Source organism: Chryseolinea sp. H1M3-3 (genome assembly GCF_029360725.1).
GTDB lineage: Bacteria > Bacteroidota > Bacteroidia > Cytophagales > Cyclobacteriaceae > Chryseolinea.
Window position 1 is genome coordinate 341066 of the sequence record NZ_JARKMY010000014.1, and the last position, 24027, is coordinate 365092.

Here is a 24027-nt window from a genome sequence, read left to right on the forward strand (position 1 = left end):
TAAGGCTTCAATAACCGGTAATATCACACAACATTGCTTAAACTTTGATAGTTTTGTCTATGATGCATACGCAACTGACTACTTTATCTAACAAAACTATCCGTTCGTATTGAAACTCGCAGCAATTGACATCGGCTCAAACGCAATCCGCTTTCAGATCTCTACGGTATTGGATCACTCTCCGCAAGTGCTGTTAAAAAAACTTGAATATGTTCGCTTTCCACTGCGGCTAGGACATGATGTATTTAGCAGCGGGCGAATCAGCGAGAAAAGCATTGGAAAGTTTAAGAAGTTGATGAAAGCATTTCGCTTGTTGCTAGAACTTTATGAAGTAGACGACTATATGTTTTGTGCTACCTCAGCCATGCGTGAATCGGAAAACGGTCAGGAAATTGTGACTCAGGTACAGGAAGAAGTCGGCGTATTCATTCATGTTATTGATGGCAACCGGGAAGCAGAATTTATTAATCGTGCGATCAGTTCTTATTTATCATCAAAAACTTATTTACACATTGACGTCGGGGGTGGCAGTACAGAACTGAACTTATATACAGATGGTAAAAAAATTAAAACACGCTCATTTAAGATCGGATCTGTACGTGTGCTCGAGCATACTGATTCACCGATCATGTGGCAGCATATGGAGCAATGGGTGAAGGAAAATATTAAAAAGAGTTATGGAAAGGTTACCGCCGTAGGTACCGGCGGTAACATCAGTAAGATATTTGAACTGGCGTTATCAAAACCCGGTAAAACAATCTCCATAAAAAAGGTAAAACAAATCCGTGATATGATTGAAAGTTATTCGCTTGAAGAACGGATTTACAAGTTGCAGATGAACCCGGATCGAGCAGACGTAATTATTCCCGCCAGCAATATTTATCTTAAAGTAATGGAGTGGGCACACGCAGGAAGCATTCTGGTTCCTGAAGTAGGCCTGAAGGATGGAATAATTTTCCATCTTTACGAAAAAAACATTCTTCAGAAAAAAATTGAATTCTAACGCTTGTTGAGGCTGCGTTTATCAATTGTGCTTTTGCCTTTCTTCCGTTCTTCAGTTTTTAAATCAACCAAAAAAGCTAAGGAAATTCTAAAGCCCTGGTTACGGGCCTTAAATGGTTCGGCATAATACAACCCGGAAAATTTACCATCTGATTTTGCTAGATTACTATGACCCCGTTCGTAATGCACGGAAAACATAATACGTTGATTAACCCACGGTTCGAATACTATGCCGGCAACAGCATTCAGGCCAAGTTGAAGTCTGTTCGCTCGGGTTACTCCCATGATGTCTTCTGACGCATCTGTTTCCGCCGGGTTGAACTTTATTTTATAAGATAGCTCACCAAGGTTATCCTCTTCTAATTCTGAATTATAAAATTTGCCGCTGCCACCCAACCAATAACTGATGTTGGGACCAATACCCAAAAAATATTTAAACTCTTTACTCTTGCCGATTTTACCTTTGAAGTCAACGGTATAGTTAACAGGCAGATCTATATAACTGTAGCGTGAGGTGCTTTTCAGCATTCTGTCATAATTGCTTTTCAATAGCCTTCCTTTACTTGAGTACAGCAAAGAAGCGTGTAGAAAAAAACGTTTCCGAACCTTGAAGGCAATATGTCCACCAGCATGAAAACCAATCACAGGTTCAACAGAAAATCGGTCTTTTAAATCACTCTCGCGAAAAGAAGTCCATGAGTAATTTACGCCAACTTCAGGTCCAACCAGCAGCTGAGAAAACGCTGGTTTTTCAAGTATTAAAATGAAAATTAAAAGCACAAAGGAAGCTTTCACAAAAAAATTGATTAAAGAGTCTAAAAAGTTACATCATATTAATTCAGCAAAGGTAAGGTAGGTAAGTAGTTGAAAGAATGGAACGAAAAAACGCTGTATATTCGAGAGTTACTATGAAGTGACTTTTCACCGGGACAATAGTTCACTTACAGGCCAAGACTATTTTTTAACGATAAGTTGTCGATACCCCTGTTTCTTTAAAGTGACTTTTTGGCTTTTGTCCTTATTAATGGATGTGAATGCGCTATTTTTTTAACTTAATACTCTCATTAACGCTATGTCTATGCTGTTTTGCATATACAACATCGCATGCTCAAAATTTTCCAGTCTATAACAGTTTTTACATCAATCCGTTTTTATACAATCCGGCTGAAGCACTTACCGAATATACCCAGATTTTTGCATTACACCGACAACAGTGGATGAATATCGAAGGAGCGCCGACAGTTTCTGCGTTGACAATTAACACTTTGTTAAATGAATCACGGGCGGGTATAGGCGCAAAATTTTCTTCCTATAAGCGTGGATTGTTAAACACTACCGACTTCACTTTATCTTATGCCTACGGTGTACCTATGGGGCAAAAAAACTGGCTGTTTCTTGGCCTTTCGGGCGGGGCGATAACAAATTCCATTGACCTTACCAAGGTGAGCGACCCCAATGACCCAGCCATAGCAAATTATTTGGCCAACAATATTCAACCCGCAGCGGGCTTCGGGGCACTTTATCGATCGGGCTCCGGATTAAACGTCGGTTTTTCCTTTCCTCAACTTTTTCCGAACGTTTATAACAGCGATGCCAGCTTTTCCAACACTACAGTCTCTCCCGCAGATAACGTTTTTGTCACTATTTATTACAAGCGAAAAGTTGAGAGCAAGATTGTAAGTCGCAAGAAAGGCGGGCTGAAGCGAAAAGTAAAAACGCAGGAGGCAATTGCGCCACTGGAAATGTATTTCAACTACAAATATTCCAAATATGGCAACAGCCAGTTCGAACTGCTCGGCAAACTTAATTTAACTCAAAACTTCTGGCTAGGTGGGTCTTATCGCTTGCCTTACGGATTCACAGGAAATCTGGGAATTAATACACAGCGATTCATTTTAGGATATTCTTATGAGCCTAACAATCAACCTCAGGACGGCTTCTCACAAGGTTCGCACGAAGTAATCCTGGGGCTTAAGCTAGGAAGCATCAAAAAATTCAAACGTGCCGCACCAGTTCTCCGCTCTACATTAACAAAAACACCAAATGAAAAACACACGGCACGATTCCAGGACACTGGAGACGATCCGAATAAGCTCAACGCAGAACAGGGAACTGCTAAAAAGAAATACTATGTAGTGATTCGTGTGTTTAATGATTTTACACAAGCTGACAATTACAAGAAGAAACTAATCACCGAAAAATTCAATGCTGAGATATTCTATAATCCTCAGGATAAAAAATACTACGTTCACGTTCTTGAAACATTGAAAGCTTCTGAGGCTAACGAAGAGATCAGAAATCTTAAGTCTTACACGAAACTCAAGGAAGCACGTCTATTGGTCGTAACGAGCGACAAGTAACCTTAAATTCAGGTTACATTGAAGGCTGTGAAAAGGATTCAAGGATAATGAAACAAATGCAAAATACTGTGCGTGCTGTCTGTCTCTTTACTTTTATGATAAGTACAGTTTTAACTGCATTTTCACAAAAGCCAGAAATTAAATCTGTTGATAAATGGTCTGGACACGTTGAGGAAATGGTAACTATTAAAGGTGCCTTTTTTGGAACTGACGCCAGTAAAATCACGGTGACTTTTGGTGCAGCCAAAGCGGATATAGTTTCCATCTCTGATCAAATTCTGGAGGTCAAGGTTCCTTCGGGAACAACCTACTCCGGTATCGCCGTGACAAATGTGACTACGGGCTTATCGGGTTACACGAAAAAGCAATTTTTATTGAATTACAATGGCAATGCAGGGTTTGAACTTAGCAATCTCCAGGGCCAATTTAACTTTCCAGCCGGCGCTGCGGTATCGGAAGGCCTATACGATCTTTGCATGTGCGATTTCGACGGCGATAAAAAGGTTGATGTCGCTACTGCCAGTGACAATTTTAAGTTCATTAATATTTTTCCTAACGGTTCCACTGTAGGCACGGTGTCCTTCCCCAGTAAAACTGCCGTCAACATTGCGTCACTTTCGCTCCACATCAAATGTGGGGATTTGAATGGTGACGGTAAGCCAGACCTTGTTGCAACGGAAAGTGGAGTTACAGATAAAGTCTTCATTTTAAAAAATGGAAGTACTGGGCCTGGCAACTTTTCTTTCGCTCCACCCGCACCGATAACACTTTCTGGTAAACGCCCAAAGCGAATAGAAATAGCAGACCTGGATGCCAATGGAAAGCCGGAGTTGATCGTCACTTCTCAGGGAAGCAATTCAGTAACTGTTTTAGTAAATCAAAGTTCGGTCGCGGCCATATCCTTCTCTCCCACACCGCCCATCGATGTGGTCATACCAGGAGCAGTAACAACAGAAGGGCTTGCCGCAGAAGATTTAAATGGCGATGGTTTACCAGAGATCGTTACCAGTCAATTTCAGACGAACTCAAATATTTATGTCATTGAAAATAAAAGTTCACCTGGCTCATTTGCCGCAGGAGACATAAAAACGTTGACAGTTGGTACACCGATAAAAAATATTCGTGTCGGTGATCTTGATGGAGATGGTAAAGCAGACATCGCTTTTACACAACTTGTCTCAGCAGGCATTGGAATATTTCTAAACCAAAGCACAACGTCACTCGCCTTTGGCAGTCTCAAAACTATCGAAACCGACATAACACCTTGGGGGATCGATTTTGGAGACCTGGACGGAGATGGTAAAATAGACATCGCTATTGCATCGCTTACAAAGAAATCGTTAACCGTTTTAAACAATACCAGCACAAGCGGAAATCTTTCCTTTGAGAAATTCATACAGCCTACAACCTATATCAATCGCCATATCGCCATTTGTGATGTCGACACTGATGGTAAACCTGACTTAGTGTTCACCAGCATTGATGATAATAACCTTAATATTCCGGCATCAAAGATTTCCGTATTCAGAAATAAACATTGTATGGTACCCTTCATAAAGCCTGAAGGACCTCTAAATGTATGTGCTGGATTCCCATTGGAATTAAAAGCAACAAAAGGCGGCGGAGTCACCTACGAGTGGACCAATACGACAACAAATACAACCGTAGCAGGTACGGAAACATTTTCACCTGTGGTATCCGGCGATTACGTCGTTAAAGCTATTTCTGAAAGCAACTCATGCAACGAGCTTTCAAACATAGTAAAGGTGACAATCTCCCCCGGAGCCGCAGGAGACCCGCTACCTATCAACGACGGCCCTGTTTGTGTAGGTCAAACGTTGGCCCTCAAAATATCAAATGACCTGGGCGCAGGATTCACTTATGAATGGTCTGGTCCTGAAAACTATACAGGGACAGGCATTAACCCTTCACCTGTTACAAACTTCAAATTAGTAAATGCGGGACGCTACTATGTAGATGTCAAGGCTGCCAGTGGATGCATAGCGCGCCGCGAGTCTACATTGGTTGAGGCTATCGATTTGCCTGATTTTAAAGTTGGATTTTCAGGTTCAGATGTTATTTGCTCCGGCGATCTCAAACAATTGACAATTGTCCCAAACGCTCCCGGCTTTACTTACCAGTGGTATGAAACTACTTCGGGAATAATTACAGGCGCAACAACACCAACGCATACGATAGGCGCATCTGGAAATTTCTATTATACCGCAGACTCGTCAAATCCAGCTTGCCCTACTGTGACCTCCTCCAGCGCAACGTTGAAAGTTGTAACGCTGCCAGTGCCTGCATTTACAATGCCTGCATCAGCTTGCAAAGGCCAGGAAATTTCCTTCTCCAATCAATCTACTTTTGACAATCAAGTAACACCAGGCTATCAATGGAACTTCGGGGATGGAAACATCTCTACGGAAAAGGATCCGAAACATATCTACGCGAACACCGGCGCTATTACAGTAAAACTAACAGTGAGTTATGGAAGCAATGCTTGCCCTGTGACACTCACCAAGCCTGGTTTGACCATCACCGATGCGCCTGCAGTTTCCATCTCCAGTGATTTGAATAAGTTTGAGCTATGCCCTGAAGAAAAATTAAAACTTCTTGTAGCCGGAACATTCAATTCATATTCCTGGAGTACTGGAGCGGTTACACCTACCATTGATATTACAGAAGCCGGAACGTACAGTGTGACGGTCACTGCAGTGAACGGCTGCGAATTGAAAGCAACCAAAGAAATTACAAATCTTCCTGCACCAGAAGTAACGGTCATTGCAACACCTGAAATAATAGATGAAGGACAAAGCGTTCAATTGGAAGCTTCGGGGCTCGAAAGTTACAGTTGGACACCCGAAGAGACATTATCAGATCCGTTACTCGCCAACCCCATAGCGCTACCGTTAGTTACGACAACTTATGAGGTTACCGGCACTGACATCAACAATTGTAAAGGCAAAGCAACCATTGATGTGAAGGTGCGGGGTGAAGCTATTGTAAAAAAATTGAAGCCCGAGAACTTCTTTTCACCTAATGAAGACCTGGTTAGTCCCTATTGGAAGGTTGAAAAAATTGATGAATACCCGCAGTGCGAGGTGCTTATCTTTGACGATAAAGGCGTAAAAGTTTTTAATGCAAAGCCATACATGAATGATTGGGATGGCTCCTTTAACGGAAAACGTTTACCCGATGGTGTTTACTACTACATCATACGTTGTGAAGGCGAAGAAAGTGCGCCCAGATCGGGAAGTATAACATTGTTACGATAGAATTCTATGGCGGAATCTAATGATTTTGGAGTCGGCATAGGTTTTGTGTATAGCAGGGATTCCTCTAACCGCTGCATAAAACTTACACCTAAAAAGCCGTCTGTTTTTAGTATCAAATAAATAAACAGATAGTGTCATATTTCGCAAGTGCTTAATCAAAAATCCTGAGTTATGAAGAGGCTTCTTTACGCGGTAGTGTTTTTCTGCGCAGGCATTTATACGATACCCGCCTATGCACAGGTTAAAGAAATATGTGCGAACAGTATCGATGATGATGGAGACGGTTTCATCGATTGTTTTGATGGTGAGTGTGCAAAAGAAGTTGTCTGCAGCGGCGGATATATCGGAAATGATCTTAACTGCGAAGCAAAACCTTCTGAATTTCCTAAGTTCTCCTTAGCGCTTGAGTCCGCGTCTGAAAATGGAACGGCCGTTCACCTCGGTCGTATTGCAGTTGGTGATATCGATGGTGACGGAACGCCTGAAATGATCACCACAAATAGGTATTCTAAAAAAATCTTCATACTGAATGGTGAAAATGTGGCAGGTGTCAATACAATTCAAAAACAAATCACGGTTGGATATTCACCTAACTACACTGACATTCTAACTGCAAATCTGGACCCGACACAGAAATGCGCAACTATCTTCACGATCAGCACTGGTAACTATGTTCGTGCTTATGATTGCAATCTGAATTTTATTTGGGAAAGAGATATGACCGGAGACCCGGGAATGATGGGTCTCGCCGACTTCAATGGCGATGGTCAAGTCGAGTTGTATGCCCGAAATGCTATTTATAACGCCCATAATGGTGATGTAATTGTTGCACCTCGCGGATGGTCATATTCAAATGAAGACAGACGCCCCAACGGTGGACCTGTTGCTGTTGATATTTTAAATGATGCTACAAAAAATGCTCACCTATTGACCGATGCCATTAAAGATGACAACCTCGAACTTGTTGTCGGTGACACTATCTTCAGCGTCAATATAGCATCTAAAACAATTTCACCCTCCAAGGTCATGCCGAATTATGGGCGGCGTACACCAAGTGATGCGACCAGTATAGCCGACTTTAATCTTGATGGTTCACTTGACGTTATCATTTCTGGTAAGAATATGGCAGACGGTAATACCACCATTTTCTTTTGGGATGTTAAAACTGGTGTAGTTAAAACATATTCCGATCCAATCGCCGGCAATTTTACAATCCAAAATTGCCAGGGCGCTACTGGCACAACTACAGGCGAATATTACAAAAACGGGTGGCACCAGGGAACTGGACGTGTAAATATTGCCGACCTGGATGGCGATGGAAAATTGAACGCCGCCTATGTCTCCGGTAAATTCCTTTATGCCCTTAAAGAAGATTTAACCCTACTTTGGCGAATTACCGTGAACGAAGAAACGTCCGGAAATACCGGGTGTACGCTATTTGATTTTAATGGCGACGGCAAATCTGAAGTCGTCTATCGTGATGAGAAATTCATTTACATTATTGATGGAAGCAACGGTAACATTTTTACGCAGCAGCCTTGCGTATCAAGGACCAACCGGGAATATCCAATTGTTGCAGATGTTGATGCAGATGGTAATACTGAACTATGTGTGACCTGTCGAACAGTAGATTTTGTTCAAAATGGAACTATCACAGATCCGAACGATCCTGGTTATTTAACAGAAGATCAAAAAAACTTTTGTAACATCGACAACGCCGAATACTCCCAGGTAAGAGTATTCAGATCCGGTAGCGAACCTTGGGTACCGGCGAGAAGAGTTTGGAATCAACATGGTTACTTTAACGTTAACGTAAATGACAATCTAACCATCCCTAGGATTCAGCAGAAACATCATCTCGTGTTCTCTGAGAACGTTTGTACAGTAGGTAAGAATCGTCCACTAAACAGCTTCTTAAATCAGTCACCTTTCTTAAACTCGTTAGGTTGTCCAAAATATGCTTCTCCTGATTTAGCGTATGTCCAAAATTCCCTGACGGTTAATCAACCTACATGTCCCGAGACAGACTTCACCATTTCATTTCAGATCACAAATCTTGGTGATGTGTCTTTAAGTGGTACTGTGCCAATTTCGTTCTACAACGGTGACCCTAAACTGGTAAATGCAATCAAGCTAAATACAATCAATATAAACCTGGCAGACTTTAAAGTCAACAGTGTTCAAACCATTACGAATGCTACTGTAAATGGTCCCGGATCACCCTTTACACTTTACATTGTATTAAATGATGGCGGTACTACTGTGCCTACGCCTATCAAGCTTCCCAACACCAATTTTATTGAGTGTAATTATGCAAATAATGTTTTATCGAGCCCGGTTAATCCAATACTCGCTCCACTAACAACCTTAAAAATTAAGGATAATATTAAGTGTTCACCAGGCACCACGCCGGATAATGGTGCTGTCGAAGCTTTTGTTCCTGATGGCGCACTTAAAAACACAACAGACTATCAATTCTATTGGTCTATTGGAACAACCGCCAAACCCTTAGGATCGACCGACCACACCGGGGCGACATACACTGGCATTAAAGAGGATACCTATACAGTTTATGCGATACATAAAACAGCGAATTGTTACACAGTAACCAAAGACGTTGTCGTAGATAAAGTAAATTCCCCGGTCGTCGTCAAACTGATTTTAGAAAATCCATACGACAATTGTAAATACCCTAACGCCAAACTCCGGGCCGTTGTAAATGACACGGACAACGATGGTGTCGGCGACCCAACGGGAAATTACACTTACACCTGGTACGTTGGTAACGATGTGTTTGGAGAAGTAGTTGGCGTAAGTCATATCGTTACGGATTTACAACCTATAGCATATTCGGTTTTGGTGAAGAGCAAGGCAACAGGTTGCCAAACCCTTCAATCTTATACTGTCCCCAATCAAGCAGTTAAGCCCGTGCCGACGGTAACGAAGATCGATGCAACGTGCTCGGCTGTCGCTACGGGAAGTGCATCTGCAAATGTAGGAGGCGTGACTGCCGGTTATACTTTCGAATGGTCTATTGGCAACTCGGCTAAGCCTGTACCCGATTTTACAGGCGCGAATTATTCAAACCTGGGGGCCGGTACTTATACATTGGTTGTCACACGCAACTCTTCGCAGTGTAGCTCAGATCCCGTGCAGGTAACTATTATTCAAACCATACCTCCAGTCGTTGCGGCAACTGTTAACGCGCACCAAACATCATGTGATATTTCACTGCCTAACGGTTCCGCCACTGCCAATGTAGGAGGCACTACGACCGGTTATAACTTCGAATGGTTTTTTGGACAGAACACTGTACCTGCTAATAGGGTATCTACATCAAGCGCTCCTTCCAATCTAAACGTTGGAACATATACAGTAAAAGCAACTGACATTGTCACGGGCTGCTCAGACACAGAAGAAGTAACCATTAACTTCGCTGTCGTTACCCCTACCCTGACGTTGTCATCCACATCTCATGCTACGCAATGTTCACCCGCTAATGGATCCATTACGGTTTCAGTGAACCCTGGTACGGCAACAGACTATACATTCTCATGGTACATCGGAGAAAGTATTAAAGCCACACCTGATTTCACGGACACGGACCAGACATTGAGCGGATTGGCAGCGGGCAAATATACCGTTAAAGCCATTTTCGATGCGCGTCATTGCGAGACCGCACCAATAACAGTAACAATAAATGATCTAGCTCCGGTAACTACATTTAATCCTACGAACGTTGTACGTCCCAGTGATTGCAACGATAACAATGGATCGCTGTCAGTTTCGGTATTTGCTCCAGGCAATACGTTGGGATTTGACTTTGAATGGAGAAAAGGAGAAGAGCCATATCAGGAACCAGCCATCACCACTACAACCAATACGGCGACGTCAAGTACCGCGACACAATTGGTGACGGGAAAATATACGCTGATCGCCACGAATCGCAATACGGGTTGTGTTACTACAAAAACCTTTGATCTTCCATTTGATGATGCCCAGGTGTTAGCCTTTGATAAAAAGTTAAATATTGAAAATTGCGTTCCGGGCAATGATGGAGAAATTTACGTCAACTTAATTCCAACTCCTGGTTTTGATCATAGTGATTATCGCATTGATGTCTTTGAAGGGAAAAATGATTTGGGGGCATCCGGTGCAACATTTGGCTCTAAAAATGGCGTAAGTGGCACAACCAATTATTCTTGGATAGGTCTCGAACCAGGCTTTTACACATTTGTAGCGATAACCACTAATCCTGCAAGAAGCACGTTTGAGTGTCGTTCAGTGCCGGTCACGGTTGAACTCATTCAACAAACCACTAATCCTGTGTTCACAGCGAACCCAGTCGTAAACAATGTAAACTGTGATGGTGTTGCTGCGACTGGTCAGCTTTCTGTAAATATTGCAAATGCCGTTGACTACACTTTTGAATGGTTTGAAGGAACTGACATCACATCGGACCCCCTAGGCACCAATACGGGTGGCATTCCTGGTGGCGTACCTTCAGGAGTCAGTGCACTCAATCTGCCTGCGGGAAAGTATACGGTAAAGGTTACGAAAACTGCAGGTGTGTCGGCCGGTTGTTTCTCGACTGCAACTTATCAAGTATTTGATAACCAGCCGACAATTTCAATTGCGCAAGCGGATGTAGCGCTTGTCGACATCACACGATGCGATATGATGACAGCAGGATCGGCAACAATTAATACCATTATGGAAGGCGGCGTGGCCGCACCGCTAGGCAATTATACTTTCGAGTGGTTTACAGCAGATGTCGCAGGTCCTCAAATTATTCCTTTGGAAACAGGAAATTCCTTGCTGAACAGACCGGCCGGAATATACTATGTACGTGCGATTAACACGACGAGTATGTGCAGCACCAGTGGTTTGTTCGAGTTTGAAATTAAAGATAAAACGGCGAACACCGTTGGTGTCGACTTGGTCTCATTTGTAATACCTACACAATGCTTTAAGCCTGCGAATATCACAGGACGCCTTGAAGTACTCGCGACTGGAAACAGTGGCAGCGGTTATACTTACAATTGGTTTCAAGGTCAATCTACAGCAGGCCCACCTTTGCCCGGTGCGAACATCGGCGGAGGCGGTATCATAGCACAGGATCTGGCAGCCGGATTTTATACTGTTGAAGTATTGAACAACACGACGCAGTGTACAATAACCGCTACATACGAACTACCGCTCGACATACGTCCAATATCAATGACGGCATCGGCCGAACCGCTTTCGGTTTGTTTCGATACGAATAAAGATGGAAGCGTGTTCGCCACCGTTACCAACGGGTATAAAAATGAATACGATTACTTCTGGTATGCAGAAACTGTAAAAGCTACTGAAGATTTTACCAGCATGCCATTAGCACCAATCAGCAACTTAGGCATAGGAAACTTCATTGTAAAAATTATTGATCAGAACGATGCTTCGTGTATTGTGTCTGACACTGTTCGGGTTGAGGATGGACGCGTAATGCCAGTTGTGATCGCAGAACCATTGGCGCCGCTTACCATGTGTGATCCCACCCGCCCTGATGGTGTGGCAGCAGCACACGTGGATGGAGCAATCATCTATCATCGATTTGATTGGTTTACCAACGCACCGCCTAGTGGCGCAATAATATACTCAGGCTCACAGGCGTCAAGCCTCAGCGGCGGTCTGTATTCCGTAATTGCCACCGACTTTGTCAGTGGCTGTTCGGACACAACCCAAGTTACTATTGATGTACAACAGGTTCCTGTCCCTATGCCGACCATTAAAATTCTTTCTATGGTGACTAGTTGTATTACTGATAATGGTGCACTTTCAGTTTCTGTCAATGGAATCACAAGTGAATATGTGTTTGACTGGTACATTGGAAATGCAGAAAAGGCTTCACCGGATTTTGTTGGTGAATTTTATGATAGCCTGGCCGTTGGACCATACGCCGTAACCGCTACGAGCAGGATCACCGGTTGTAAGTCGCCAATAGCAGTCGAAAACATTACCAATAATCCAAAATTCCCTGATTTCAGTATCACTACTGTTCCCACGCTATGTCGTCAGGATTCCAGTGAGCCTGCTACCGGGTTTGCCGCACTCTTCATGACAAACAATGTAGATACTGATTCTATCATTTGGGAATTCAATAACAACGTGATCGCCACAGGTCCACTTGCTGACGGACTTGACGCCGGCATGTATCGGGTTACGGTGATTTCGTCCTTGGGGTGTGAGACCACTAAAGAGGTTGAGGTGAAAACCGAGATTCGTCCTTTCAACGGCGTGTCCAGAAACAGCGACGGGCAAAATGATATTTTCCATATCAATTGTATCGAAAGTTTCCCGATGAATCAGGTTAAGATTTTTAATCGCGCAGGAACAATGGTTTATGAGGCTGAGGGCTATGATAACAACGGGACTTTCTTTGATGGTCAATCTAACCGTGGGATAAGTATGCTTGGCAACACATTACCAGGGGGAACATACTTTTACATTATTGATAAACGTGATGGATCTAAACCAATAGCAGGCTACCTGGAAATTGTAAACTAAGAGTCACATGACACCAACTCGAAAGAGTATTTTTTTAACTCTATTGCTTACCCTGATCGTCGCAACGTACGGGCTTGCGCAGCAATACCCTGTTTTTACACAGTACTATTTCAATGAGCTTGTACTGAATCCTGCTTACGCAGGCAGTCAGGTTCAGCTGAGCCTTACTGCTATGTATCGTAATCAGTGGGTTAATTTTCCTGGCGCTCCAAAAACATTCAGCGTAAGCGGGCATACGGCACTTGCTAAAAACAAAGTAGGGATCGGATTGATGATTAACCACGATGAGATCGGTAGTTATCAGAATGAGCACATCTACGCGAGTTATGCATACAAGCTGCATTTTCAGGAAGCAACACTTTCAATGGGACTTCAAGCCGGGATTAACTTATTGGGAGCAGACTACAGCAAACTGGATTTACAAAATCCGGGCGACGCTTCTTTTTACAACATTTTGAATACAGTGAAGCCGAACTTTGGAGCCGGCCTATTTTACAGTAAAAAGAATTTCTTTATTGGATTCTCCGTTCCCTTTATTCTCAATAACAAAATCGCCAACGGTGTCGAAGGATTGCTCGGGCAACTAAAGGAGGCACGTTATTACTATCTTCGAAGTGGTGTAGTATTGCCTCTCGATCGTTTTAATAAAGTAAAAATAAATCCATCCATTCTCGTTCGTCAACAGGAAGGCCAGCCGCTTAGCGTCGATATTAACAACGCTTTTATTTTCCACGACGTTTTTAGTGCTGGTGTCTCCTATCGTACGGGAGATTCTTTTATTTCCTTTATCGATTTAAAAATCAGCGAAAAATTTCACTTTGGGTATTCCTACGATTGGACGCAATCGGACTTGAATCGCTTCTCCAATGGAACGCATGAATTCATGATTAATTACCGCACACGGATTAATGGGATTCATAAAAATCCAGAGTGCCCGCATTATTACAGTTACCGATAACTTTCAAGGGTAACGCGTGTGGCGCTTTGTAACTAAAGCAATTTTGCTTCCATCACAATCTCTTTTGTGACGTGATAAAATTCCTTGTGTATATTAAATGGAGGAAGGCCGTCCTGCTTTTTGATGTAGGTACCATCTTCCTGCATAATGTAGGCATTCACGTTATCCTTTAAATTGAAGCGAAGGTTATTAATTGCCTGCCTCTTTAATATCTCCTCATCCAGTAAGAAGAGTGATTCAATACGCCTGTCAAAGCTACGAACCATAGCGTCCGCGCTACCGATGTATACTTTTGGATTATCTGCGTTATGAAAATAATATATCCGTGAATGTTCCAAATATTCGCCGACAACAGAAATCACTTCTATGTTCTCACTGAGCCCTTTTCTGCCTGGGCGTAGGCAACACATTCCCCGAACCACCAGCTTAATCTTTACACCAGCCCTGGAAGCCTCGTATAATTCGTCAATGAACTCCTTATCCTGAAGGGAATTCAATTTAATAATCACGGCAGCAGGAATTCCATTACGGGCATTCTCCGCTTCCCGCTTCACCAAATTACAAAGCTGAATACGCATGTCACGCGGTGACGTAATCAGGTTCCTATAGGTCGAGGGTTGTGAATGCCCAGTGATAACATTGAAGAACTCAGAAACATCATTTGCATATACTTCCTTAGTCGTAAGCAAACCAATATCAACGTATAGTCTTGATGTGGACTCATTGTAGTTTCCGCTCGAAAGATGCACGTAGCGGTACACTTTATCCTCCTCCTCCTTCCGGACAATCAACAAAAGTTTGGTATGCGTTTTCAAACTGCTGATGCCGTAAATAACAAAGCAACCCGCTTTTTGTAAACGTTGCGCTTCTCGTAAATTGTTTTCTTCATCGAACCGCGCTTTGACTTCAAAAAGCACAGACACGTGTTTTCCATTTTCGGCGGCCTTTAACAACGCTGAGGTTATACGCGATTCTTTTGCAACACGATAAATTGTTATTTTAATTGAAAGAACGTGCGGATCATCAGCTGCTTTTTCCACCAACTCCAGAACGGGCTCCATAGAATTGTAGGGATGATGCAAAAGTATATCCCTTTCCTTTAGGACTTCAAAAAGATCACGGTCGCCTTGCTCAGGAAAATTTAACGGTTTGATGGGTTCCGGTAACTGCGCTCTTTTTGCCTTGAACTCTTTATGGTTAATGATTTGGAGAAGACCGGAAAAATCAATTGAACTTTCTTTCGGCGTGTAAAATATATTGTGCTCATCCAAATCCCACTGAATGCGTAGCAGCCGCATCATCCATGGATCGGGATTCTCCTCTACCTCCATTCGCACGACCCTGCCCGTTCTCCTCGTTTTTAATTTTATACGCAAATCTTCCAGGAAATTGGATTCTATGTCCTCACTTTCCTCCAATGTAAAATCCCCGTTCCGGTTTATTCTAAACAAGTTTGTACTGATGATTTCAACATTTCTGAAAAGAGAATGAATGTTATTGCGGATAATTTCTTCAATTGGAACAAATTGAATAACCTCCCCATCCCACAGCTCGTAATAGCGGGGAAGATTTTGCGGCACCTGAACAAACGATACTTTCTGTTGATTAAGATTTTCCGTTGGATTTCTTGACACGACACCCAACAACAGTCTGTTATTCATCAATACTGGAAAAGTATGATAACTATCAAACACCATCGGTGTAAGCATTGGAAAGATGGTCTTGTTGAAGTAATCGTTTACCCGTTGCGTATTTTCAACGCTAAGATCCCGATAGGCAACAATAGCAAATCCATTGGAACGAAAAAGGGGGCGTAAATGATTAACATAATAATCACTTTGGTCTCGACAGAATTTTTTTGTCTCACTTAACAAGTGAATACGAAATGGTTCTTCACGCAACCCACTGTAATCAAAACGTTCCTTTCCGTAGTCAATATAATTATATAAGCTTCCCAGCCGGATGGTACAAAATTCATCCAGGTTAGAAGACGTAATGGCCAAAAATTTTAACCGGTCGAAAATGCTTCGGTCGGTATGCATCGCCTGGTCAAGAACACGGTAATTAAATTTGATCCAGCTTAAATCGCGGCTAATATAATTACTCTCTTCTATCTGGTGGGCTATCTTTTCTACTGCAACAACATCCTCCATAAATCCGCTTAAAAAATGAATTAAATATCGATGCGGGCGTACTTTGCATTTTTCTCGATAAATTCTCTGCGAGGCGCAACTTCATCGCCCATTAACATAGAGAACAAATGATCAGCTTCTGCTGCAGATTCAATGCTTACTTGTTTCAGTGAACGTTTAGCCGGATCCATGGTTGTCGTCCACAATTGTTCTGGATTCATTTCCCCAAGACCTTTATAACGTTGTACGCCCACGGAATCCTCTTTGCCTCCCGCTAACTCTTTCACAATCGCCTCGCGTTCTTCTTCCGTCCAGCAATAACGTTCTTCTCGACCTTTCTTTACGAGATAAAGTGGCGGAAGCGCGATATATACGTAACCATTTTCAATAAGGTCTTTCATGTAGCGGAAGAAGAATGTCAGAATCAATGTGCGTATATGGCTACCGTCAACGTCAGCATCGGTCATAATAATCACCTTATGGTATCGAAGCTTATTCATATTCAGCGCCTTGTCATCCTCAGGAGTGCCGAAGGAAACGCCCAATGCGGTAATCATGTTCTTGATTTCTTCATTGTCATAGATACGATGCTCCTGGGCTTTTTCAACATTTAGAATTTTACCACGCAGTGGCAATATTGCCTGAAAGTTCCGGTCTCTTCCTTGTTTTGCAGAGCCGCCTGCAGAATCACCCTCCACCAAATACAGCTCACAGATGCTGGGATCGGCACTCGAACAGTCAGCCAGTTTACCTGGAAGGCCTGTACCGGATAATACATTCTTACGCTGAACCATTTCCCGGGCCTTTCGTGCAGCATGTCGCGCTTGGGCGGCGAGTATAACCTTGTTTACGATTAGCTTTGCCTCTTTAGGGTGTTCCTCCAGGTAGGTCTGTAACACCTCACCTACTGCTTGGTCTACCGCTCCCATTACATCCGAATTTCCGAGCTTTGTTTTGGTCTGACCTTCGAACTGCGGTTCTGCTACCTTCACGGAAATGATGGTGGTTAACCCTTCACGAAAATCATCTCCACTGATGTCGAGTTTTACTTTATCTAATAATCCGGATTTGTCAGCATAATTTTTTAGCGTACGCGTCAACGCCCTTCTAAAGCCTGCGACGTGTGTTCCCCCTTCATGCGTATTGATATTATTGACATATGACACAAGGTTTTCGCTAAAGGAAGTATTATAACTCATGGCTACTTGAATCGGAATCTCCCCCTTATCATTCTCAATATAAATTGGGGTCTGAATCAGTTTCTCCCGTGTAGCATCAATGTATTCAACAAACTCGCGAAGACCACCCTCGGAGAAGAATTCATCGTGCCTCGGTTCGCCTTTTTCATCTTTTTCTCTGAGGTCGGTCAGGCCTATCCTGATCTTCGGATTTAAAAAGGCAAGTTCCCTTAAACGGGTAGCAATCGTTTCATAATTGTATTCTGTGACAGGGAAAATCTGCTTGTCTGGTAAAAAATGTACAGTAGTACCACGGTTGTTAGATTCGCCGACAACGCGCACAGGATATTTAGGAACCCCACGTTCATATTCTTGCTCTGAGGTTTTCCCATCGCGGAAAACTGTCACGTGAAGCATTTCAGATAAGGCATTCACACAGGAAACACCTACCCCATGCAATCCACCTGAAACCTTATATGTGTTTTTGTCGAACTTGCCTCCGGCGTGCAGTACTGTCATTACCACTTCCAATGCAGAGCGTTTCTCTTTCTCATGCATGTCGGTAGGAATACCGCGACCGTTATCTTCAACCCGGATTGAGTTATCTTCAAGAATAGTCACCTTAATGTCATCACAATATCCGCCCAACGCTTCGTCGATTGAATTATCGACAACCTCCCAAACGAGGTGATGAAGACCTTTTACACTAACGTCGCCAATATACATTGCCGGCCTTTTACGGACAGCTTCTAAACCTTCTAAGACCTGAATATTATTGGCTGAATAATCAGCCGGAACTTTTGCTTTATTTTCACTCATGTTGCGTTGTTAGAACCGTCAAAAATAATGTTTTTGAGGTTATAAAAAGAGATTATTTCTGACAATTATTAAGCTGTTCGTGCGAATTAGAAATAGGGTGTTTGAGATCTGAAGAACTACATTTCCGCTGAAAAAGGGAGTCAGCCTTACAACCTAGCGTTCATTCATCAACATCTCCCGTCCTTTCATCAATTCGGCGCGCTGGGCGTCGGTGATTTTAGGATAGTCGATGGCCAATGCTTTAAACTGCTTGTAAATGACACCAGCGATGGCAAGACGTGTATACCACTTGTCGTCCGCAGGAATAATGTACCATGGTGCATACTTTGTAGATGTAGCATTGATGGCTTCCTCGTAAGCAAATTGATATTCGTCCCAATGAGCACGTTCCAGCAAATCGCCAAACGCAAACTTCCAGTGTTTCTCAGGGTCGTCTATTCTCTCTAAAAAACGTTTCTTCTGTTCGTCCTTTGAAAGGTTAAGAAAGAACTTCAGAATGATCGTTCCATTCTCACTGATGTTTTCTTCGAAGCGATTTATTTGTTTGAATCGCGAGTCCCAAAATTTTTCATCGATTTTTGCAACTGTGTCAATACCAGGCAGCTGTTCCTTCATGATGTATTCCGGGTGAACCCGCGTCACCAAAACGTTTTCGTAATGCGATCGATTATGAATCGCGATTTCTCCGCGGCCGGGTAATGCCACAATGTGGCGCCATAAGTAATGATGATCTAGCTCCTGAGGCGTTGGCGCCTTAAAGCTGTAAACTTTTACCCCAAGGGGATTGAATCCTGACATGATGTGCTTAACCGCACTATCCTTGCCTGACGCGTCCATCGCCTGTAGGATAATCAACACACTGTACTGATTTTGCGCGTATAATTTGTCCTGCACCTCTGAAAGGTGCGCGAGACCCGACTCGAGTAAGTCGCCGGCTTCCGATTTATTCAAAGATTTTCCTTCATAGCCCGTAGGAAAATCTTTTAGGCGAATCACTTTTCCTGGCTTGACCTTAAATTTTTCAATCGCGACAAAATCATTTTCAGAGAGCATACAATTAAAGTTATCAGCCAAAATAGAAAATAGGTTTCGGATGCTTGACGATTATGTTTCGGTAAAAAAAATATTTTTTCCCTAATCGGAAAAAAAGCCTTCGAAATCGATTGAATAGCAATTTTTTTGAGGTAAATTCATAGTATCACCAACGCACAAATATTATGAAAACGAGAGCTCGAATTTTCTGTGTTTTTTGTCTGGTATGCCTTGTTGCTCCTTTATTCGCACAAAAGAATAATGATATAGAAGCGATTAAATCCTTGATAGAAAAAGAGACGACTGCCTTTTTTGAAATCGACTATAAAACCTGGGCATCAAGTTGGGCGCAAACTCCTTACGCATTCTGGTCCTTTGCAGATACAACCGACGTCAATTCATTTTCTGGTTGGCCAAGCATTAATGCAGGGTTCCGAGAATATTTTCAAACGGCCAGACCTTCAAAAGCAAAGATAGATCGGACATGGCATGAGGTAAAAGTATACGGCAATGGCGCCTATGCACGCTTCACCCAAAAGGTCGATGACAATACGTTACGTCCCCCACAAGCGGAAGTTCGTGTGCTTGAAAAAATCAAGGGTGTTTGGAAAATTGTTTGCGTGAATGTTATCGCAATACAGAAAGACAACGAACCTAAACTCTGAATCAATAACTGTTCAGTATTGTCTTGAACGCAATAATACCAAGGTACATGCTTCAAGAGTCTCTACGCCTTGTTGTTGAGCAAGCTGTTCGAACTCCGGATTTTCCGTTCCGGGATTAAAAATGATGCGTTTGGGTTTTAAGCCAAGGAAATAGTCATACCATTCAGGCTGACGAGGAGGTCCAATGTAAAGCGTGATGGTATCAACATCTGAGATAGGGGGTCTTTCGCGAATATCTAAAATTTTATTTCCATTGATTTCACCCTTTTGAATACCTAACAAGACAGTATCATGGTTATATTCTGCCAGCATCCTGGCTGCCAGGTTAGCATACCGCGCCTGATTTGGCGTTGCTCCTACAACTACGCTCTTTTTCACTATTGCTAAATTTTTAAATTAAACTATTCAGTTCAATATTCCGTTATTTGTTGCAAGCAAACTTCTTCGCATTACAATTCAATTTAAGTGCCTACTTTGCCGATTATTTTAATATACAAATGCATGTAGCAGTTTTAACCCTCACAAGTATTACCGCACGCTTTCACGATTCTTTTAAAATTTAAAAATAAATGAAGCAGATCATAACATCATTTCTCCTCATTGCTATTTCGATATTTTCAGTTTTAGGCCAGGCCAAAAAAGCAAACACCTATCATTATACGGTGGACCTAACCCAGGTGGTAGACGACAAAGTGATGATTGAACTGCTACCCCCCCACATTTCGTCATCAGAAATTACTTTTTACCTCCCAAAAATTATTCCCGGAACGTATGCTATCGCTGACTATGGCAGATACGTATCCGATTTTAAACCGGTTGATAAAAAAGGCAGAGCACTTCCTTTTGAACGTGTTAACGACAATACCTGGAAGATTAAAAATGCTACACGTCTTCATAAAATTAGTTACTGGGTAAATGATTCTTTCGACACCGAGATTAGTGGGCCTAACATTTTTAAACCCGCCGGCACCAACATCGAGGAAAACAAAAATTACCTGATCAACAGTGCCGGATATTTCGGATACTTTGAGAACATGAAAGAAACTGCAATTGTTTTGAATGTTGTTCGATCAAAAGATTTGTATGGATCAACCGCACTTATTCCCCAAAATCCAAGTTCCAAAACAACCGTTAAATTGGAGAAGGGATCACAAGATAATAATAAAGTTGTTGATACTTACCTGATCGATGATTACGATGAAATGATTGACTCACCCTTGATGTACAGTCGCCCAGACACCGCCATTATCAAAATCGGAAACACGGAAGTACTTATAGGAGCGTACTCTCCATCACAAAAAATTACAGCAAAAGAAATCGCCAATAGCGTGCGCGAAGTATTGATGGCACAAAAAGAATATCTCGGTGGTAATTTGCCCGTCGAAAAATATGCGTTTATATTTTACTTCACACAAGAACCCGTTTACACCTATGGCGCATTAGAACATTCCGCCTCATCATTTTATTATATGCCCGAAGCTACCATAGAACAAATGAATCAACAGCTACGGGACTTTGCTGCGCACGAATTTTTTCACATCGTTACACCATTGACAATTCACTCTGAGGAGATAGAGAATTTTGATTACAACGATCCAAAAATGTCACAGCATCTGTGGTTATACGAGGGTGTTACAGAATATTTCGCCGGGAATGTTCAGGTTAAATATGAGTTAATCACACCTGAGAATTACCTGGATGTTTTGCGCGAAAAAATTCTCACCGCTGAATCTTTTAAAGATACCGTTCCCTTTACAGACATCAGCAAGTATACGCTTACACAGTACAAAGATCAGTATTATAATGTGTATCAAAAGGGCGCGCTGATCGGAATGTGCATTGATATCAAACTGCGGAAATTGTCGGATGGCAGCTATGGTCTTCAAAATCTTGTTGCAGACCTCTCGAAGAAATATGGCAAGGAAAAGCCTTTTGAAGATGATAAATTATTTGAAGAAATAACGGCGCTAACCTATCCTGAGATCGGGGAATTCTTGAACAAGTATGTGGCAGGCACCGAAAAGTTACCATTAAAAGAAATTTTTGAGATGGTGGGAATTAACTACATAGAAACATTTATTTCTCCAGAGCTAAATTTAGGATTGGAGAGTAATGCCGTCACAATAACGCAAGAGGATAGTTCGCCTAAACTTGCTATTGCCAATGCCCAGGCGCTTAATGACCAAGGTAAAGCATTCGGATTCAAAGATGGGGACGTTCTTCTCAAAATAAATGGCGAATTGATTCCTTACAACCAAGAATTCAGAGAATTTTTTTTCCGTCAGCAACAGAGTCTTCAGAAAGGCAAACCATTCTCTTACACTGTCCAGCGGAAAAACGAGGCTGGTGAACTGCAGGAAGTAGAATTAAAAGCTGAAGCGATAGTGGTTGAACGCGAAGTAAAACATTTACTGGGAATAAACGATCAGGCCACTCCCGCACAAGTATCGCTCAGAAAATCATGGTTGGATGATTGATTCAGGTGACTTTTATTTTCAACGCAACTGCCTCGGCACACCGTTCACCATCCATCGCGGCGGATACAATGCCTCCCGCGTAACCTGCACCTTCACCACACGGAAATAATCCACTAATTTGGGGGTGTTCCAGTGAGAGAGGGTCTCTTGGAATCTTTACAGGAGATGAAGTCCGGCTTTCCACGGCTACAACTTGTGCATCGTTCGTGAGATAACCTTTCATTTTTGTCCCGAAGTTCTTAAAGCCTTGCTGCAGCGCGCGGAGGATATCGGCAGGTAAAATCTCTTTAAGGTTAACGGACGACAGGCCGGGTTGATAGGAAGTTTCAAGCAATGAAGCGGAAACTTTGCCATCCACAAAATCAACAAGTCTTTGGGCAGGCGCTGCTTGTGTACCTCCTGCTATTTCACAAGCCTTCTTTTCAATGGCTGCCTGAAAATATAGCCCTGCAAGCGCACCATTTTTCTTGTATTCATGAAAGTCATTGTGATCGACTGCCACTACAATTCCGGAATTTGCAAATGGTGAATCGCGCCGTGATGGGCTCATGCCATTGACAACGATCTCCCCAGGCGCCGTTGCTGCAGGAACAATGAATCCTCCCGGACACATACAAAAAGAAAACACGCCACGTTCTTTTCCATTGATCGATGCCTGGTGCACCAACGCGTAAGATGAAGCCGGCAAATACATTCCACGATCAGACGCACAATGGTATTGCACCTGATCTATCAATTGTTGCTGATGCTCAACCCTTACACCTAACGCGAAGGGTTTTGCTTCAATCAGAATATTTTTATGGTGCAATAGAAAAAAAATATCCCTAGCAGAATGTCCGGTGGCTAATATTACCGCCTCACTTTGAATTCGATCTCCTTTATGAGTTATGACACCATAAATTTGGTTCCCCTGTAAATCAAGGTCCGTTACTTTTGTATTAAAATGTATTTCGCCACCGGCTTCTAAAATACTTTGCCGGAGTGCGGCCACCACACGCGGTAACTTATTGGTACCAATATGCGGATGTGCATCAAACAATATATCATCCTTTGCGCCGTGAGCCACCAGAATCTCCAATACACGCCTTACGTCGCCTCTTTTCTTGGAACGCGTATATAATTTTCCATCAGAATAGGTTCCCGCACCACCTTCTCCGAAACAATAATTCGACTCAGGATTGACCACATGGTCTTTATTGATGGCTGCGAGGTCACGCCTGCGTGACTGGACATCATTTCCCCGTTCTATTACAATCGGTTTGAATCCTGATTCGATTAAACGTAACGCAGCAAAAAGTCCGGCAGGCCCGCTTCCAATCACTACAACGGCCTTACTATTGCTTACATTTCTAAAATCTTTTTTATAGGATATTAAAGGCCGGGCTTCCGATGGCGAGAGGATTTCGCACTGAATGCGTACAACAACATTCTTTGACCGAGCATCGATCGACCGCTTGATAGGCTGAACGAAAACACTGCCGTCTTGCTTTAGCCCAAGTTTTTGATAAAGGATTGAATTGAAATTCTCTTCGTCGAAAGCCTCTTCTGGCTTTAAGACAAGTTCGGTTGTTCGCATAATT

General features: G+C 42.6%; 13 protein-coding genes. 7 read left to right on the plus strand and 6 right to left on the minus strand.

Annotated elements, in window-relative coordinates; genetic code table 11:
• Positions 1–109: 109 nt before the first annotated feature.
• The gene (locus P2W71_RS22600) at positions 110–1003 is read left to right on the plus strand and encodes an ethanolamine ammonia-lyase reactivating factor EutA (protein WP_276373672.1); all 894 of its coding nucleotides are present in this window, start codon (positions 110–112) and stop codon (positions 1001–1003) included.
• Here the strand turns inward: P2W71_RS22600 and P2W71_RS22605 are convergent.
• Positions 1000–1797 carry an outer membrane beta-barrel protein gene (locus P2W71_RS22605; protein WP_276373673.1) on the minus strand — a complete coding sequence of 266 codons (798 nt, stop codon included), beginning with the start codon at positions 1795–1797 and terminating at the stop codon, positions 1000–1002. The two genes, P2W71_RS22600 and P2W71_RS22605, sit on opposite strands and share 4 nt — an antisense overlap.
• A 239-nt stretch (positions 1798–2036) precedes the next feature.
• On the opposite strand from P2W71_RS22605, the gene P2W71_RS22610 reads away from it, so the two are divergent.
• The 4 genes from P2W71_RS22610 (at position 2037) to P2W71_RS22625 (ending at position 14144) form a co-directional block, all read left to right on the plus strand.
• Positions 2037–3362: a PorP/SprF family type IX secretion system membrane protein gene (locus tag P2W71_RS22610; RefSeq protein WP_276373674.1), complete on the plus strand. Its 1326-nt coding sequence runs from the start codon at positions 2037–2039 to the stop codon at positions 3360–3362.
• A 95-nt stretch (positions 3363–3457) separates the two neighbouring features.
• Positions 3458–6640 (plus strand): FG-GAP-like repeat-containing protein, encoded by a 3183-nt coding sequence (locus P2W71_RS22615; RefSeq protein ID WP_276373675.1) that lies wholly within the window; start codon positions 3458–3460, stop codon positions 6638–6640.
• A 171-nt stretch (positions 6641–6811) separates the two neighbouring features.
• Positions 6812–13186, plus strand: a complete 6375-nt coding sequence (locus P2W71_RS22620; protein WP_276373676.1) for a gliding motility-associated C-terminal domain-containing protein — start codon at positions 6812–6814, stop codon at positions 13184–13186.
• Positions 13187–13193: 7 nt separating this feature from the next.
• Positions 13194–14144, plus strand: a complete 951-nt coding sequence (locus P2W71_RS22625; RefSeq protein ID WP_276373677.1) for a type IX secretion system membrane protein PorP/SprF — start codon at positions 13194–13196, stop codon at positions 14142–14144.
• A gap of 32 nt (positions 14145–14176) precedes the next feature.
• Here P2W71_RS22625 and ppk1 read toward each other — a convergent pair whose 3' ends face one another.
• The 3 genes from ppk1 to P2W71_RS22640 all read right to left on the minus strand — a co-directional run bounded on the left by ppk1 (position 14177) and on the right by P2W71_RS22640 (position 19326).
• Entirely contained in the window at positions 14177–16297 is a 2121-nt protein-coding gene (gene ppk1, locus P2W71_RS22630) for a polyphosphate kinase 1 (protein ID WP_276373678.1), read from the minus strand.
• Between the two features lie 20 nt (positions 16298–16317).
• Positions 16318–18273 (minus strand): DNA topoisomerase (ATP-hydrolyzing) subunit B, encoded by a 1956-nt coding sequence (gyrB, locus tag P2W71_RS22635; protein ID WP_276373679.1) that lies wholly within the window; start codon positions 18271–18273, stop codon positions 16318–16320.
• Between the two features lie 153 nt (positions 18274–18426).
• A complete protein-coding gene (locus P2W71_RS22640; RefSeq protein WP_276373680.1) occupies positions 18427–19326 on the minus strand; it encodes a polyphosphate kinase 2 family protein in 900 nt (299 codons plus the stop codon).
• A gap of 164 nt (positions 19327–19490) precedes the next feature.
• Between P2W71_RS22640 and P2W71_RS22645 the strand changes: the two genes are divergently transcribed.
• On the plus strand, positions 19491–19970 hold the full coding sequence (locus P2W71_RS22645) for a hypothetical protein (protein ID WP_276373681.1): 480 nt from the start codon (positions 19491–19493) through the stop codon (positions 19968–19970).
• 12 nt (positions 19971–19982) lie between these two features.
• Here the strand turns inward: P2W71_RS22645 and P2W71_RS22650 are convergent, their stop codons facing one another.
• Positions 19983–20348, minus strand: coding sequence for a CoA-binding protein (locus P2W71_RS22650; protein ID WP_276373682.1), 366 nt, complete (start codon positions 20346–20348; stop codon positions 19983–19985).
• 191 nt (positions 20349–20539) lie between these two features.
• Here P2W71_RS22650 and P2W71_RS22655 point away from each other — a divergent pair, with 191 nt between their 5' ends.
• Complete coding sequence (locus P2W71_RS22655; protein WP_276373683.1) at positions 20540–22447, plus strand: peptidase M61; 1908 nt, start codon at positions 20540–20542, stop codon at positions 22445–22447.
• Position 22448: 1 nt separating this feature from the next.
• Here P2W71_RS22655 and P2W71_RS22660 read toward each other — a convergent pair whose 3' ends face one another.
• On the minus strand, positions 22449–24026 hold the full coding sequence (locus P2W71_RS22660; RefSeq protein ID WP_276373736.1) for an FAD-dependent oxidoreductase: 1578 nt from the start codon (positions 24024–24026) through the stop codon (positions 22449–22451).
• Position 24027: the final 1 nt, after the last annotated feature.

Excerpts from the sequence above, each read along its gene's own strand:
- P2W71_RS22610 (WP_276373674.1), top strand. The coding sequence starts at position 2,037 with ATGCGCTATTTTTTTAACTTAATACTCTCATTAACGCTATGTCTATGC.
- P2W71_RS22615 (WP_276373675.1), top strand. The coding sequence starts at position 3,458 with ATGATAAGTACAGTTTTAACTGCATTTTCACAAAAGCCAGAAATTAAA.
- P2W71_RS22620 (WP_276373676.1), top strand. The coding sequence starts at position 6,812 with ATGAAGAGGCTTCTTTACGCGGTAGTGTTTTTCTGCGCAGGCATTTAT.
- P2W71_RS22625 (WP_276373677.1), top strand. The coding sequence starts at position 13,194 with ATGACACCAACTCGAAAGAGTATTTTTTTAACTCTATTGCTTACCCTG.
- ppk1 (WP_276373678.1), bottom strand. The coding sequence starts at position 16,297 with ATGGAGGATGTTGTTGCAGTAGAAAAGATAGCCCACCAGATAGAAGAG.
- gyrB (WP_276373679.1), bottom strand. The coding sequence starts at position 18,273 with ATGAGTGAAAATAAAGCAAAAGTTCCGGCTGATTATTCAGCCAATAAT.
- P2W71_RS22640 (WP_276373680.1), bottom strand. The coding sequence starts at position 19,326 with ATGCTCTCTGAAAATGATTTTGTCGCGATTGAAAAATTTAAGGTCAAG.
- P2W71_RS22645 (WP_276373681.1), top strand. The coding sequence starts at position 19,491 with ATGAAAACGAGAGCTCGAATTTTCTGTGTTTTTTGTCTGGTATGCCTT.
- P2W71_RS22655 (WP_276373683.1), top strand. The coding sequence starts at position 20,540 with ATGAAGCAGATCATAACATCATTTCTCCTCATTGCTATTTCGATATTT.